A 15,393-nucleotide genomic window follows, 5' to 3' on the forward strand; every position below is an offset into this window, starting at 1 on the left:
GTCGAATCGGGCGCGGGGATGTCCGGGCGCGGGGAAGTCCGGGGGCCGGTTTCCCGGGCGTGTGCAGGAATACCCGCGCCCGTAGCCCGGTTCACAACGTCAAGAACACCTACGCACATGGGAGACGTTCATGACGGCAGTTCAGCTTGGCGATGGCCTCACAGCCAGTCCCCTCGGTTTCGGCGGGATGGCCCTGACCCCGGTGTACGGGGGCATCGATCCAGAGGAAGGCCTCAAGACCCTCAGGCATGCGGTGGATGCGGGGATCACGTTCATCGACACCGCAGATATCTATGGGGCGGGCAGCAACGAAGAACTCGTGGGCAGGCTGCTTAAAGCTCGTCGGGATGAGATCCAGCTGGCCACCAAGTTCGGTATTGAGGGCAACCCCGCGGACGGATACACGGGAGTCCGCGGGGATGCACCCTACGTCAGGCAAGCGGTGGAGGCGAGCCTCCGCCGCCTGGACACTGACGTCATTGACCTCTACTACATGCACCGCCGTGACCTCCGCGTTCCGATAGTGGAAACCGTGGAGGCCATGGCGGAGCTGGTCCGTGAGGGCAAGGTCCGGCACCTCGGCTTGTCTGAAGTGACTGCCGGGGAGCTCAGGCAGGCCAACGCCGTCCATCCCATTGCCGCGGTCCAGAGTGAATGGTCAATCTGGAGCAGGGATGTTGAGCTCAACGTTGTTCCTGCAGCCAAGGATCTTGGCGTTGGATTCGTGCCGTACTCGCCACTGGGCCGCGGGTTCCTCACGGGAACCATCAGCGCGAGTGACCTCGGCGAGAACGATTTCCGCCACAGGGTCCCCCGTTTTGGAGTCGAGGCACTTGATGCGAACCAAGCCGTCGTGGCCGCGGTCCGCGGGGTAGCCAGTGAACTGGAGGCAACTCCGGCCCAGGTAGCCCTGGCTTGGCTGTTCACCCAAGGTCAGCGCCTTGGGATTCCGGTGGTTCCTATTCCCGGCACACGCAAAGCGCACCGGATCGACGAGAACCTGGGCGCGCTGTCCCTGCAACTGGGAGAAGCGCACCTTGAGGTGCTTGACCAAGCAGCTTCCGCCGTCGTGGGTTCACGATCCTCCGACCCCAACTGGGTGTCGGAAGGCCGCGAAGCCGACAACGTAGGCTGAACGCATGGACTCGCTTATTCATTCACTCCGTGACGTCACCATCCGCAGCATTTCGGTCAGCGAGATGAACAACAACGTGTACCTGTTGACCTCAAAGTCCACAGGAACACAGGTGCTGATCGACGCCGCCGACGACCTCCCGGCCATTCAGCAACTCCTGAAGGACGGCGCCGCCGATTCGGCCCAACCCACCGCACTGGCCCGGATTGCCACCACCCACCAGCACTGGGACCATGTCCGTGCGCTGAAGGAGTTGGTGGCCATCACAAGTGCGGCTACTTCCGCTGGAGCGGACGACGCCGATGCGTTGCCGGTTCCGGTGGATGTCCGCCTCGGCCACGGCGACGTTGAGCGGTTTGACGATGTTGAGCTCACGGCGGTCCACCTGCGTGGACACACCCCTGGTTCGATCGCCTTCGTGTACCAGGATCCGGACGGGCCAGCCCACATTTTCAGTGGCGACTCGTTGTTTCCGGGCGGCGTCGGCAACACACAGAAAGATCCTGCACGCTTCACTTCTCTGTTGAACGACGTGCAAGAGCGACTGTTCGACGCTTATCCGGACGAAACCCTGGTGCACCCGGGCCATGGATTGCCCACCACCCTGGGTGCCGAGCGGCCACACCTTGAGGAATGGCGAGCCCGGGGCTGGTAACTTGCGGGGCCCGCCCTGCGCTCTATTCCTTCCGGAAAGCGCGCAGAGCGGGCCTCACAACGTGAGACTTAGCGTCCGCGACGCTCGTTCGAGGCCGGAGCAGATGCACGGCGCGGGCCGCTGCGTACCGGACGACCTGCGCCCGAGCCACCGCGACCGGAGTTGCCGGAAGCACCTGAACCGTAAGATCCGCCGGACGTAGCGCCCGTAGCGGAGGACCATACGGCCTTGTTCCCGCCCGTACGCGTCGAGGTGGTGGATGCCGTACGCGGAGCCGAAGCTGAGCGCTGGCCGGTAGCCGGTCGACCGCTGCGGCCGTTCTGGCCCTGCGAGCCGGGAACGTCGTTGCGGTGCGTGGCACCCGACTTGCCGCGACCGCGTGAGCTGCGGGCGACGTCGTCGTTCATTGCTGCCCGGCGATCGGCACGGTTGGTGTCCGTGCGAACCGGCTCAGCAGCAACCTTGCCGCGTCCGTTGCGACCGCCACGCCCACCAGCGGTGGGTGCGCCCTGGGTTGAACGCCGGGCGCGCTTGCGCTGTGCGTTGGCGCCGGTGGAAGTGCCGCCACCCTGCGGTGCCTTGGCTGCGAGGAGCGCGGCACGGGTTCGGGGATCGACCTTGTCCGCGATGTCGCCAACCAGGTCGGCAACCAACGGTGAGTTGGCCGTCACGCGTTCAAACGAAACGTCAACGCCGGCAGCCTTCATGAGCTTCTTGACGTCGCTCTGCTGCTCAGGGAGGGTCAGCGTGACCACGGTGCCATCGGAACCTGCGCGGGCCGTACGGCCTGAGCGGTGCAGGTATGCCTTGTGCTCTGTGGGCGGGTCCACGTGGATGACGAGTTCGACGTCGTCAACGTGCACGCCGCGGGCTGCGACGTCGGTGGCTACCAGGACGCGGACGTCACCGTTGGAGAACTCGGCAAGGTTGCGGTCGCGGGCGTTCTGCGACAGGTTGCCGTGAAGGTCAACGGCGGGGATGCCGGCGTCCGTGAGGGTCTTGGCAAGCTTGCGGGCGTGGTGCTTGGTCCGCATGAAGAGGACGCGGCGGCTGGCGCCGGAGGCCAGTTCAACAATGAGCTGCTTCTTGACGGTCTGGTCGTTGACCACCAGGACGTGGTGTTCCATGGTGGTGACAGCGGCCTGGGGATCGTCCACGGAGTGCGTCAGCGGGTTGGACAGGTAACGGTTGACCAGCTTGTCAACACCGTTGTCCAACGTGGCGGAGAAGAGGAGACGCTGACCCTGGGTGGGGGTCATGTCCATGAGCTTCTTGACCACGGGGAGGAACCCGAGGTCGGCCATGTGGTCTGCCTCGTCCAGCACGGTGACCTCAACGGCTTCGAGGGTCAGGATGCGCTGGCGGATCAGGTCTTCCAGGCGGCCCGGGCAGGCGATGACGATGTCGACGCCGGCGCGCAGCGCCTTTTCCTGGCGTGCCTGGGAGATGCCGCCGTAGATGACCGTGGTGTTCAGGCCCATGGCCTTGGCCAGCGGCTCGATGGTGGCGTTGATCTGGGTTGCGAGTTCACGCGTCGGTGCAAGGACCAGGCCCATGGGGCGGCCCGGCTTGCGGAAGTGCTTTGCTTCGCGCTCGGCCAAGCGGGCCACCAGCGGGATGGCGAAAGCAATGGTCTTGCCGGAACCGGTGCGGCCACGGCCCAGGACGTCGCGGCCTGCGAGCGTGTCCGGGAGGGTCTTCACCTGGATGGGGAATGCCTCTTCGATGCCATCTGCGGCGAGGGATTCAGCAATGGCCTTGGGCGTGCCAAGGGCAGCAAAAGTAGTCATGTACTTAAATGTCTTTCGGGCGGTGTCCACAATCGGACATCGGCCCCCGACGCCGGTTGGGCCAGGGGTTCGCCGAGGAAAATTCAGGTGGTCTACCGATTCGCTTCAACAGCGGTGGCCGGGACCAAATGGAACGCGTTCATCGACGCAGGATGTGCCTCTCACATGAAAACTGCCCTGTCGCGTAGCCTGTCGGGCCACCTGCTTCAGGGCGTCACTGCACATCAAGTAAGCCCATCTTAGCAGTATCCGGGCGCGGGCCCTGCATCGGGGCTGGCCAGGCCCGCGTTGCGAGGCCCGCTTTGCGCGACTCAGGGTCGCTAAAACGTGCAGAGCGGGCCCCACAACGTGTCAGGTGTGGTGCGTCAGCTCGGGTTGCGCGTCCGGGGCTGCGCGCCGGGCATCGGACTCGACACTGCGGGCGGCCACCCTGGGCGCCATCACCACTCCTACGACGGCGATCACTGCGGTCAGCGCGAAAACGGCAGCGAAGGGGCTGGCCGCAAACGCTGCGAAGACCAAGCCCGTGGCCGCCAGAGAAAGCGCCCCGCCCAGGGAGTCGGAGATGGACATGGCCGCGCTGTTGAAGCCCTGGTTCTCCTCGGTGGACAAAGCCAGCGTCATCACCGAGAGCCTCGGGTACATCAGTCCCATCCCGCCACCGGCGAGGATCCACCCGGCAATGGCAACGGCCGCGGGCAGGGCAAACGCCGCAGTGACCAGTGTTGAGATGATCGCCACCAGGACCAGCATGGCGCCGATCCTGATTGCCAGATCGTCGGCCAGCCGCGACCCCAACTTGCCTTGGATGGCTGACGCGCCGGCCCAGGCGAGCGCAGCGCCGGTGAGGGTCAGGCCGGCGAACGTCGGCGTGAAGGCGTAACGCTCAGTCAGCAAGTAGGGCAGGTACACCTCCGCGCCGAAGAACGCGGCAGACGCCAGCCCGCGGACCAGGATCACGCTGGGAAGCCCACGCTTGGCCGTGAGGGTTCCGCGTGGAACCAGCGGACGGAACGCCACCAGAGCCAGGACAAGCGCGACGACGGCAAGCACCCCGCCCACTCCCGGCACCTCTGCGGAGAGGTTCAGCCCCAGGACGGCTAGGGCGGCAAGTGCGGCCCAGCCCATTCGGCCGAAGGCCCAGGGGACAGGTTCCGCGGGAGGCCGCGTATCCATCCCGCGCACTGCCGGAACCACCATCAGCAGCGCGGGAATGACCAGGCCCACCACGCCAAGGAAGACCCAGTGCCAGCTGCTGACCTGGGCAACAACGCCGGCGGCGAACGGGCCCACCAGGGAAGGAACCACCCAGGACGCGGCGAAGGCGGCAAAGATCTTGGGGTGCAGGGCCGCGGGATATACCCGGGCTACCAGCACGTAGAGGGCTACGGTCATCGCTCCGCCGCCAAGGCCCTGCACCAGCCGCCCCAGGACCAGCATCTCCATGGTTTCTGCGGTTCCCGCAATCAGCAGGCCCAGCACGAACAGTGCCACCGACGTGTACAGCGGTGCGGCGGGCCCCCGCCTGTCCGACCAGTTTCCGGCGCCCACCATGCCGATCACGCCCGTTGCCAATGGCCCAGCGAAGGCCAGCGCGTAGAGGCTGGCTCCATCCAGGTCGCGGCTGACCAGGGGCATGATGGTTGTCACCGCGAGGGATTCGAAGGCGCTGAGGAACACCAGCGCGCAGGCACCCACGGTGGCCAGCAGGTATGGACGGCGCAGTATGCCGGCCGTTGAGGTGTCAGAGGTCATGGACGCCAGCCTAGAACCTCAACTAATGTTGAGGTCAATCCATCACCCCGCGACGGAAGCGAACCCATGCAACAGGCCACAACGCACCGGCCGCTCACCATCGGTGAGCTGTCCGAGCGCAGTGGAGTATCGGCTTCGGCCCTTCACTTCTACGAACGCAACGGGCTCATCGAAGCCGAGCGGACAGCGGGCAACCAGCGGCGGTACCGGCGCGACACACTGCGGCGCGTCGCGTTCATCAAGACCTCGCAGCGGGTGGGCCTCCCCCTGAAGGACATCCGGGAGGCGCTGGACTCGTTGCCGGACGGCCGGACTCCCACCAAGCGCGACTGGGCCAAACTGTCGTTGAGGTGGCGCGAGGAGTTGGACCAGCGGATCGCAGCCCTCCAACACCTGCGCAACGATCTGGACGGATGCATCGGCTGCGGCTGCCTGAGCCTGAAGTCTTGCACGCTGCAGAACCCGTCGGACGAGCTTGGCGCGTCCGGGGCGGGAGCGCAGCGCTGGAGTTTGCCGAACCAGCAACAGCCGTTGCCTTGAGCGCGCTCCACACGGCACGCTTGGCGTATGACTGAAAACCCGCGCGACGCCGGAACTCACCAGCACGGCGAACACACCCATGGTGGTGCCCAACAGACCGGACTCAACCTCCACGAGGACGCGGACAATGCCGTGGACATGTGGGATGGCATGTACCGGGAACGGGCCAGGATCTGGAGCGGGAAACCCAACCCGCAGTTGGTTGCCGAGGTCACTGGACTGAAGCCGGGAACGGCGCTGGATCTGGGCTCCGGGGAGGGCGGGGACGCCCTCTGGTTGGCAGCGCAAGGGTGGACCGTCACCGCATTGGACGTGTCCGCCGTCGCGCTTGAACGGGCAGCAGCCCATGCCGCGGAAACGGAGTACGCGGGCCGGATCACCTGGCAGCAGCAGGACCTCACGGAGTGGGATCCGGAGCCTGAATTTGATCTGGTGTCATCCCATTTCCTGCACTCCCCGCTGTTGCCTTGGCAGGATTCTGCAGTGAAAGCCGCAGCAGCCGTGGCTCCCGGAGGGACGCTGTTGATCGTTGGGCACCACCCCCAAGGACTGCCGGAGTGGAGCCGCCACCACGATTCCGGCATGCTCTTCACCCCGGAGCAATTGGCCCATGAGCTGCAGCTGGAGGCCGGGCAGTGGTCAGTTGAGGTCCTCACGGATCGGGCGCGGACTGTTGATGGCCACAACGGCGAGTCAGGCACCACCGTGGACGCTGTCCTGCGGGCCACGAAGCACGCCTAGACGCCGGCCGGCAGGAGCTCACTGTAGGGAGGGAACACCGTTCCGGTGGCGGTCGAGTCCGGGTTCAGCATCCAGCCCACCCGTTTGGCGGTATTGAGCATCACGACGCTCTCCACCAGCTCTATCCCCGGAATGCGCTGCTGGAGCAGCAACTCCATGTCCATGACTTCGGCCAGGGTCCGGAGCCACATGATCATGGTGAAGTTGGTGCGGCCGGTGGTGGAGGCGGAGAAGCGGACGTTCCGGATGGATCGCGACTCGGTGGCTGCTGCCTCGTGCTGGCCGGCCGGAACATTCGCGAACCATTGGACAGTCACGGGAAAGCCGGAGAACTGCTGGGCAACTTCGCACCGGAAGGACAGCATGCGGCTGGCCAGGACACGCGTCAACTGCCTTTGCACAGTGGCCGGGTTGCGCCCCAGGGATCGGGCGATCTCTGCAGCGGTGGCCCTGCCATCGCGGGCCAGGAACGGGATGAGCGCCAAGTGGCTGTCGGGGAGCGGGACCACCATGCCGTCCGGCGACGACGGGCTGGTTGACTCAGGTCCCGCGAGCGCCCTGAGTGCCTGCTGCTCCGCTTTGGTGAGGACATTCAACCGCCAGGCGTAGCCACTGGTGTGGATTCGGGTACAGAGCGCCGTTTGGTACTTGGTCAGTCCCCGGATGTCCTTAAGCTTCGGCAACACGTGGTTGCTGAATTGGTCCAGGTCCTGGGTGATCACAGTCAGCGTGAGGTCGCGGTTGCTGGCGGCCTCCTCCACGGTGATGACTTCGGGCAGCTTGGAGACGGCAGAGATGACGTCCGGCCTCAGGTGCATTTCGCAGTCGAGGTCCACCATGGCCAGGCACATGTCCTTGGGATCCCCCATGAGGTGGGCAGTGGTCCAGACGGAGCCCGAGGCCCGCAAACGGTCCCACCGCGAAGCCAGGGTGGTGGCGTGGGCGCCCAGGACGTCGCCGGCATCCGACCAGCTGATCCGGGGCGCGATCTGCAGAGCGTTGATGAGTCGCAGGTCTTCTTCGCTGAGCTCCATCTGCGAATCATCTCACGAGAAAGTATGATTCCTGCGAATAAACGCTATTCATTGCATATTTACAGATGTTTTCAAGAATGTGAGTAGCATCACCCCAGAATGGCAGGAGGAACCTTTACCCGGACTCACCAGGAGAATAAATGACCATCGCCGCTGACGCCAAGGAACTGCGGGAAGACATCGTCCGTCTCCGCCATGACCTCCACCGCGAACCGGAGATCGGCTTGCAACTCCCCCGCACCCAGGAGAAGGTACTCAAGGCCCTGGACGGCCTCCCCTACGAGATCACGCTCGGCAAGGAAACGACGTCGGTCACCGCAGTCCTGCGCGGCGGCGCCCACCACGATTCTGCCGAGAAGCCCGTAGTGCTGCTGCGTGCGGACATGGACGGCCTCCCCGTGCAGGAACGCACCGGGGTGGACTACACCTCCCGGGTGGACGGTGCCATGCACGCCTGCGGACACGACCTCCACACCTCCATGCTCGCTGGTGCGGCCACCCTTCTGGCCGAGCGTCGCGATCAGCTGGCCGGCGATGTCATCCTCATGTTCCAGCCCGGCGAGGAAGGCTTCGACGGTGCCAGCTACATGATCAAGGAAGGTGTCCTGGACGCCGCAGGCAAACGCGCTGACACCGCCTACGGAATGCACGTATTCTCCGCCCTGGAGCCCCACGGCCAGTTCGTCACCAAGCCGGGCGTCATGCTCAGCTCCTCTGACGGACTGGTTGTCACCGTGCTGGGCGCGGGCGGCCACGGCTCGGCCCCGCACTCCGCCAAGGACCCCGTCACCGCTGCAGCGGAAATGGTCACCGCATTGCAGGTCATGGTCACGCGCCAGTTCAACATGTTCGATCCCGTAGTCCTGACCGTCGGTGTCCTGCATGCTGGAACCAAGCGCAACGTCATCCCCGAGACCGCCCGCATCGAGGCCACCATCAGGACCTTCTCCGAAGAGTCCCGCCGGAAGATGATGGAAGCAGTACCCAGGCTTCTGCTCGGCATCGCGGCAGCCCACGGTTTGGAGGCGGATGTGCACTACCAAGAGGAGTACCCCCTCACCATCAACGACGACGACGAAACCACCACCGCGGAAAAGGTCATCGCCGGAATGTTCGGTGAGTCCCGGCACAGCCGGATGGCAACTCCCCTGAGCGGTTCCGAGGACTTTTCCCGGGTCCTCGCCGAAGTTCCCGGCACGTTTGTGGGACTCAGTGCCGTCGCCCCCGGCGCCGACCACACCGCGTCGCCGTTCAACCACTCCCCTTACGCCATGTTCGACGACGGCGTCCTCACCGACGGTGCCGCGCTGTATGCCGAACTCGCCGTGTCCCGCATCGCTGCCCTCGCCGGCAACTGACTCCCAGCCCGTCCCCTTCTTGGAGAATCACATGACCACCACCGCAGGAACGTCCCCGGACGTCAAGGCTCACACCTCGCACAAGCGCACACTGATCGGCACAGGAATCGGCAACGCCGTGGAGTGGTACGACTGGGCCATCTACGCAACGTTCTCGCCGTTCATTGCCAGCGCACTGTTCAGCCAGGCCGATCCCACCTCGGCCATGCTGTCCACCCTGGCGATCTTCGCTGTCGGGTTCGTTGCCCGGCCGTTCGGCGGATTCGTATTCGGCTGGATCGGCGACAGGGTGGGCCGCAAAACGTCCATGACCGTGGCCGTGGCGCTCGCCGCGGTTGGCAGCCTCCTGATCGGCATCGCCCCGACCTTCGCCGCGGTGGGCGCCTTCGCGTCGGTGATGCTCCTGGTGGCCCGCCTCATCCAGGGCCTGGCGCACGGTGGTGAGTTGCCGTCGTCGCAAACGTATTTGTCAGAGATGGCACCCAAAGAACACCGCGGTTTCTGGGCAACGCTCATCTACACCTCCGGCACGGCCGGAATCCTGGCCGGAACGCTGCTGGGCGCCATCCTGACCAATGTCCTGAGCAAGGACGACATGAGCGCCTGGGGTTGGCGCATCCCCTTCCTGATCGGTGGCGCACTGGGTATCTACGCCCTGGTGATGCGGGCCAAAATGAAGGAAACGGAGGCATTCGTTGCCGAGAAGCCGAATGAAAACCGCCTTCCCATGTGGCCGCAGATTGTGAAGTACCGCAAGCAGGCGCTGCAGGTGATCGGCCTGACCGTTGGCCTCACAGTGGTGTACTACATCTGGGGCGTGGTGGCTCCGAGCTATGCTGCCAGCGCGCTGAAGATGGACCGCGGTGCGGCATTGTGGGCCGGTGTGATCGGCAACGTTGTGTTCATCGCGGCCCTGCCGTTCTGGGGCAAGCTGTCGGACAGGATTGGCCGCAAGCCCGTGATCATCGCATCCTCCGCCGGCGCCGCGCTCCTGCACTTCCCCATGACCTGGCTGCTGAAGGATTCACCGTGGCAACTGGCAGTGTCCATGTCCGTGATGCTGTTCTTCATTGCAGGCAGCGCAGCCATTGTTCCCGCTGTTTACGCTGAACTGTTCCCCACCCACATCCGAACCATCGGCGTCGGAGTTCCCTACTCCATCTGCGTTGCAGCATTCGGTGGCACAGCCCCGTACCTGCAGACGTGGCTTGGCAGCATCGGGCAGGGTTACCTGTTCAACGTGTATGCGGTGATCCTGTTGGTGGTGGGCATCGCCTTCGCCTTCTCCATCCCGGAGACCAAGGGCAAGGACCTCACCGTCTAGCTACTCCGGCTTTCGTTGCGAGGCCCGCTCTGCATCCTTTCCTGGGTTTTTGGGACGCAGAGCGGGCCTCACAACGTTAAACGAAGCGGTCACGGCCTGCGCGGTAGCCGAAGAACGCGGCGAGTACCCCAATCACCAGGAACAGGATTCCTGCTGCAGCAAAGCCGCCCGTGGCCTGATGAAGCTGGCCCACCATCAACGTGCCGGCCGAACCCACCCCGTAGCCCACTCCCTGCATCATCCCGGACAGGTTGGCCGCAGTGTGGGAGTCCCGGGTGCGGACCATGATCATGGTCAGGGCCACAGCGGTCAGGGAGCCTTGACCCAGGCCGTTGAGCCCGGTCCACACCCAGATGAGTTCCGTCGGGCCAAAGATCGTCAGCGCAAAACCGCCGCCTGTCATCAGTGCCACCACCATGTTGATGACCCGCTGATCCTTGAAGCGCGTGGCCAGCGCAGGAGCAAAGAGCGAGCCCAGCATCTGCAGCACAATGGACACCGACACGATCAGCCCGGCAGTTCCACCGTCCACACCCCGCTCGCGAAGAATCGGCGCCATCCAGGCGAACACGCTGAAGGACATCATGGCCTGCAGCACCATGAAAAGGGTGACCTGCCACGCCACGGCCGAGCGCCACACCTGAACGCCGCCGTGGATGGCCTGGTGCTTTACCGCTGGCTGGCGGATTGCCAGCGGCAGGAACAGCAAAAGTACGACGGCGGCAGGCACCGCCCAGAACCACAGCGCCGAGGTCCAGTGGCCGGTTGCCGTAAAGACCGGATACGTGAAGCCCGCGCCAAGGGCAGCCGAAGCGCAGATCGCCGTTGTATAGAGGCCGCCCATCAGGCCAAGGCGGTGCGGGAAGTCCCTTTTGACCACACCGGGAAGGAGCACATTGCAGAGTGCAATGGCTGCGCCACAGGCTGCCGTTCCCGCCAGGAGTGTCGGGAGGTGACCGAGGCTCCCTATTGCGGCCGGCCTCAGGAGCAACCCCGCCGTTAGAACAACCATGGCGCCCAGGAGTACCCTCTCCGCCCCGAATCTGCGGGCAAGGACAGGCGCCAAAGGTGCGAAGACGCCCAGCAACGTGACCGGCACGGTGGTGAGGACAACCAGCGCCCAGCCCGGCAGGCCGGCGTCGGACGTGATTTCCGGAAGTACCGCGGAGAAACTCGAGAAGACCGTCCGGAGGTTCAACCCAATCAGGACAAGGCACAGGCCAAGGTAAACCAGGCCGCGTTTACCGCGGAGCACGGTGGGGTCCGCAGGCGGTTCTTCGTTGGTTTCGGCGTCCACCGCGATTGACGGTGGGGCGTGGTCCGCGGGGTAGCCGGGCTGCTGGGAAGAGGTCACACGTCCTATTCTGTCAGCCGAGGCGTTCCGTGCCCCAGCAGGAAGTCACGGCTCCGGGATGTGACCGGGGTCAGGGAACAATTTCCTGCCCGCGCCACCTGCTGCCGTCACGCGTGAACTGCCAACGGATATGGGGATCGCCTGACAGGTCCAGCCAGTCAAGATGCGTCATGTCGATTCTGATCCAGGCAAATCGCTCCATGGCCGTCTCATCAGCATCCTGGCCGTCAAGAGGCTGGTCCGCAATGGGAGTTCCGGGAACAAGCCGGGATGCGTAGAGATGGCGGCTTGAAGGGCTGAACCGTTCCCAGGCACGGCGTCGTTCCATCTGGTCCCTGACCACCTCAGCGGTCCCCCTGATGCGGAGCTGAACCCCGTGGTCGTCGTCGTACAAAGTCAGCGCCACCCGTGGCTGGTGGCCCATTTCCGCAACCTTGTCTGACAGTGCGTTGGTGGCCACCATGACGTGCCCGGCGGAGCGGTCAACATCCCGAAGGATGACAGCCCGGACCCGCGGTCCTCCGTCCGTACCCGTAGTGCCCAGGAAACCGAGGGTAAAGGCAGTGCGCCCCTCCGTGGCCGCCACCAAGGAACCCAGGACCAGCTCCAACGTCCGCTCGCTTGCACTCATTGGCCCAGGCAACCGGGAGACACAACGCGCGTGGTGCTGGCTGGATTGTTGAGCAAGGCGGCAGCCGGCCGGACCGGGCGCAGCTGAAGGTTCCCGCCGCAGTTGGGGCAGGAACGGTTGGGGAAGCGGTCAACGCAATCCGGGCACCACGTGCATTCAAACGTACAAATGTACGCCTCGCCGGATGGCGGGATGTCGCGATCGCAGCATTCACAGTTCGGGCGGATCTCCAGCATCAGGCAACTCTACCCACAGGGGGACAACTCCCCATGGCACGGCCACGTCCCGGCACCTACGATGGCAGTGGACCGCTCGGTCCCTTCAGTCACTTTTTGGGGAAAAGGACCTTACCCATGCCGTTGCCGCGAACCGCAACCGACCATCCGATCAACAATGCGCGGCAAAGGATATGGGCCGTTGCAGTGGCCTTGGTCCTGGTGGCCGCGGGCCTCATTGCGGGCGCCGCTCCGGCCTCGGCCGCTACGTATACCTTCAAAGGGACGGTCAAAGGGAAACCGACGGCAACAGGGACAGCCACGGCGCTTGCCGATGTATTTGTGGGCGCGTACACCAACGATGACCGTGCCGACTATGTAGCCGGCTCCTGGACCGCTGCCGATGGCACCTACAGTTTCACGGTGCCGGCAGCCGGCAGCTACAAGATGCGCACCACCTGCAGCAACAGCCCCTGCGCGGCCACTTACGCCGAGGAATGGAACGGAAACTCGTCCAGTTCTTACGGTTCGACGCCGGTGGCCGTCACCGATGCTGCCCCCACCACCACGTTCAACCCGCAGCTGGAAGCCTATGGCAGCATGACGGGCCGGGTCACCAACAAGGCGGGCCAGCCGGTCACGGACGTGTCCGTCTCGGCGTCACCCAGCAATGGCGGCCAGGTCAGCAGCACCAAGCCGGACGCCAACGGCAACTTCACGCTGACCAAAATTCCGCCCAACCAGGCCTACATCAGCGTCCGCGACGAGTCCGGTAAGCGGCTTTACCTCGAGCAGTACTGGACCGGGACGGCCACGGCGGACACCTACACCGCCGCCACTGTCCCCACCGGAGTTGCCTGGACCAATGTGAACTTCGTCCTGAAGGACGAGACCCTCATGGAAGCCACCGTGGTGGACACCGCAGGTGCACCAATTGCCGACGTCGGCTACGTCCCCTGGGTCTACAACGACGCCACCGGCACCTGGGATGGACCGCAGATGGGCCCGCTGACCTCCAACGCCGAGGGCAAGATTTACTGGCGCATGATCGTCGGCAAAAAGTACAAGCTCTGCGTCAATGACACTGTCTACGAAGGCACACCCCGTGACAAGCGGTACAAGGCAGAATGCTTCGACAACGTTCCCACCAAGGACACCGCCACCGTGCTCACGGCAACAGCCGCCGGCCAGCGGATCAAGCTGACCATGCAGCTGGAAGTAGCCGGCCTGTCGCTGACCCCCGGCAATCCCTACGTGTACGGCTCTGCCCAGGCGGGCCAGAAGCTGACGGTTGATCCCGGCATCTGGGGACCTGCCCCTGTGACCCTGGCCTACCAGTGGCAACGCGCCACGGACGGCGCCGAACTCCAGAACATTGCCGGTGCCACCGGCACGGAATACGTACCGACGGCGGCCGATGCCGGGTACGACATCTGGGCCAAAGTCACGGGTACCAAAACCGGGTACGTCACACACGAAATCGTGGTTCACGCTGGAAAATCAGGTGCCCAGGCAGTGACAGCGTCCAAGCCCTTCACCATCACCGGGACCCCGAGCGCTGGGAACACGCTCACCGTGGACCACGGGACGTTGACTCCCGCTCCCGACTTCGGCCCCTATTACGACTGGTTCGTTGACGGCGTTCAGGACTACCGGACCAACAGTAAGTCCTTCGCGGTCCAGGCCTCCGATGCCGGCAAGAAGGTCACTGCACGGCTCAGCATTTATGACTGGCCGCTCCAGCCCTATCAAGGCCAAGCCAGCGTCACCATTGCTGCCGGCGCCTTGACCGCTCCGGTTCCCACCATCTCAGGGGCAACCAAGGTGGGCTCAGTTTTGACGGCAACGCCGGGCACGTGGGGCCCCGCTCCCGTGACCCTGACCTACCAGTGGTACCGGACCGGCGTCGCCATCACCGGCGCAACCGCCGCCACCTACACGCTGACCTCGGCCGATCTGGGCAAGACCATGACCGTCAAGGTCACGGGAACCAAGGCCGGATACACCACCACCGCCAAAACGTCCGCCGCCACCGCAGCCGTTGCTGCCGGCACTTTGACCGCTCCGGTTCCCACCATTACCGGGACGGCCAAGGTTGGTGCCGTTCTGACCGCGGCTCCCGGCACGTGGGGCCCCGCTCCCGTGACCCTGACCTACCAGTGGTACCGGACCGGCGTCGCCATCACCGGCGCAACCGCCGCCACCTACACGCTGACCTCGGCCGATCTGGGCAAGACCATGACCGTCAAGGTCACCGGAACAAAATCCGGATTTACGACGGCGGCCAAGACGTCCGCTGCCACCGCAGCAGTAACGGTGGGCACGTTGACCGCTCCGGTTCCCACCATTACCGGGACGGCCAAGGTTGGTGCCGTTCTGACCGCGGCTCCCGGCACGTGGGGCCCCGCCCCCGTGACCCTGACCTACCAGTGGTACCGGACCGGCGTCGCCATCACCGGCGCAACCGCCGCCACCTACACGCTGACCTCGGCCGATCTGGGCAAGACCATGACCGTCAAGGTCACCGGAACAAAATCCGGATTTACGACGGCGGCCAAGACGTCCGCTGCCACCGCAGCAGTAGCGGTGGGTACCTTGACCGGGCCCACGCCGACGGTCAGCGGAACGGCCAAGGTTGGCTCCGTAGTAACTGCCACTCCCGGCACCTGGGGGCCGGCTCCCGTGACCCTCACCTACCAGTGGTACCGCGGAAGCACAGCCATCACGGGTGCCACTGCCTCGACGTACACGCTGGTTGCTGCCGATAAGGGCAGCGCCATCAAAGTACGGGTCACCGGTTCCAAGACGGCCTACACCTCGTTGGCCCGTTACTCGGCCGCCACGGCACTGATCGGCTGATC

13 protein-coding genes are annotated in these 15,393 nt (G+C 64.9%); 7 read left to right on the forward strand and 6 right to left on the reverse strand.

The features are described from left to right. Positions 1 to 130: 130 nt before the first annotated feature. Positions 131 to 1,135 (forward strand): aldo/keto reductase, encoded by a 1,005-nt coding sequence (locus tag JOE60_RS15480; protein WP_167267401.1) that lies wholly within the window; start codon positions 131 to 133, stop codon positions 1,133 to 1,135. A gap of 4 nt (positions 1,136 to 1,139) precedes the next feature. Then, complete coding sequence (locus JOE60_RS15485; RefSeq protein ID WP_167267403.1) at positions 1,140 to 1,790, forward strand: MBL fold metallo-hydrolase; 651 nt, start codon at positions 1,140 to 1,142, stop codon at positions 1,788 to 1,790. A gap of 68 nt (positions 1,791 to 1,858) precedes the next feature. Here the strand turns inward: JOE60_RS15485 and JOE60_RS15490 are convergent, their stop codons facing one another. Continuing rightward, on the reverse strand, positions 1,859 to 3,580 hold the full coding sequence (locus tag JOE60_RS15490) for a DEAD/DEAH box helicase (RefSeq protein ID WP_167267405.1): 1,722 nt from the start codon (positions 3,578 to 3,580) through the stop codon (positions 1,859 to 1,861). A gap of 351 nt (positions 3,581 to 3,931) precedes the next feature. Then, positions 3,932 to 5,335: an MFS transporter gene (locus tag JOE60_RS15495; RefSeq protein WP_167267407.1), complete on the reverse strand. Its 1,404-nt coding sequence runs from the start codon at positions 5,333 to 5,335 to the stop codon at positions 3,932 to 3,934. A 66-nt stretch (positions 5,336 to 5,401) separates the two neighbouring features. Between JOE60_RS15495 and soxR the strand changes: the two genes are divergently transcribed. Next, the gene (gene soxR / locus JOE60_RS15500; protein ID WP_167267409.1) at positions 5,402 to 5,875 is read left to right on the forward strand and encodes a redox-sensitive transcriptional activator SoxR; all 474 of its coding nucleotides are present in this window, start codon (positions 5,402 to 5,404) and stop codon (positions 5,873 to 5,875) included. A 27-nt stretch (positions 5,876 to 5,902) separates the two neighbouring features. Beyond that, on the forward strand, positions 5,903 to 6,616 hold the full coding sequence (locus JOE60_RS15505) for an SAM-dependent methyltransferase (protein WP_167267411.1): 714 nt from the start codon (positions 5,903 to 5,905) through the stop codon (positions 6,614 to 6,616). On the opposite strand, the gene JOE60_RS15510 is transcribed toward JOE60_RS15505, so the two are convergent. Next, a complete protein-coding gene (locus JOE60_RS15510) occupies positions 6,613 to 7,650 on the reverse strand; it encodes an Lrp/AsnC family transcriptional regulator (protein ID WP_167267413.1) in 1,038 nt (345 codons plus the stop codon). The two genes, JOE60_RS15505 and JOE60_RS15510, sit on opposite strands and share 4 nt — an antisense overlap. Before the next feature lie 140 nt (positions 7,651 to 7,790). Here JOE60_RS15510 and JOE60_RS15515 point away from each other — a divergent pair, with 140 nt between their 5' ends. Next, positions 7,791 to 9,008, forward strand: coding sequence for a M20 metallopeptidase family protein (locus JOE60_RS15515; RefSeq protein WP_167267415.1), 1,218 nt, complete (start codon positions 7,791 to 7,793; stop codon positions 9,006 to 9,008). Positions 9,009 to 9,039: 31 nt separating this feature from the next. Then, positions 9,040 to 10,332: an MFS transporter gene (locus JOE60_RS15520; protein ID WP_167267417.1), complete on the forward strand. Its 1,293-nt coding sequence runs from the start codon at positions 9,040 to 9,042 to the stop codon at positions 10,330 to 10,332. Positions 10,333 to 10,408: 76 nt separating this feature from the next. Here JOE60_RS15520 and JOE60_RS15525 read toward each other — a convergent pair whose 3' ends face one another. The 3 genes from JOE60_RS15525 to JOE60_RS15535 form a co-directional block, all read right to left on the reverse strand. Next, positions 10,409 to 11,686, reverse strand: a complete 1,278-nt coding sequence (locus JOE60_RS15525; RefSeq protein ID WP_167267419.1) for a CynX/NimT family MFS transporter — start codon at positions 11,684 to 11,686, stop codon at positions 10,409 to 10,411. A gap of 70 nt (positions 11,687 to 11,756) precedes the next feature. Next, positions 11,757 to 12,317 carry a pyridoxamine 5'-phosphate oxidase family protein gene (locus JOE60_RS15530; RefSeq protein ID WP_167267421.1) on the reverse strand — a complete coding sequence of 187 codons (561 nt, stop codon included), beginning with the start codon at positions 12,315 to 12,317 and terminating at the stop codon, positions 11,757 to 11,759. Continuing rightward, entirely contained in the window at positions 12,314 to 12,553 is a 240-nt protein-coding gene (locus JOE60_RS15535; RefSeq protein ID WP_167267423.1) for a DUF1272 domain-containing protein, read from the reverse strand. Before JOE60_RS15535 ends, JOE60_RS15530 begins: the two co-directional genes overlap by 4 nt. A gap of 117 nt (positions 12,554 to 12,670) precedes the next feature. Between JOE60_RS15535 and JOE60_RS15540 the strand changes: the two genes are divergently transcribed. Next, positions 12,671 to 15,391, forward strand: coding sequence for a carboxypeptidase regulatory-like domain-containing protein (locus JOE60_RS15540; protein WP_167267425.1), 2,721 nt, complete (start codon positions 12,671 to 12,673; stop codon positions 15,389 to 15,391). Positions 15,392 to 15,393 lie beyond the last annotated feature (2 nt).

Source organism: Paenarthrobacter ilicis (genome assembly GCF_016907545.1).
GTDB classification, from domain to species: Bacteria; Actinomycetota; Actinomycetes; order Actinomycetales; family Micrococcaceae; genus Arthrobacter; species Arthrobacter ilicis.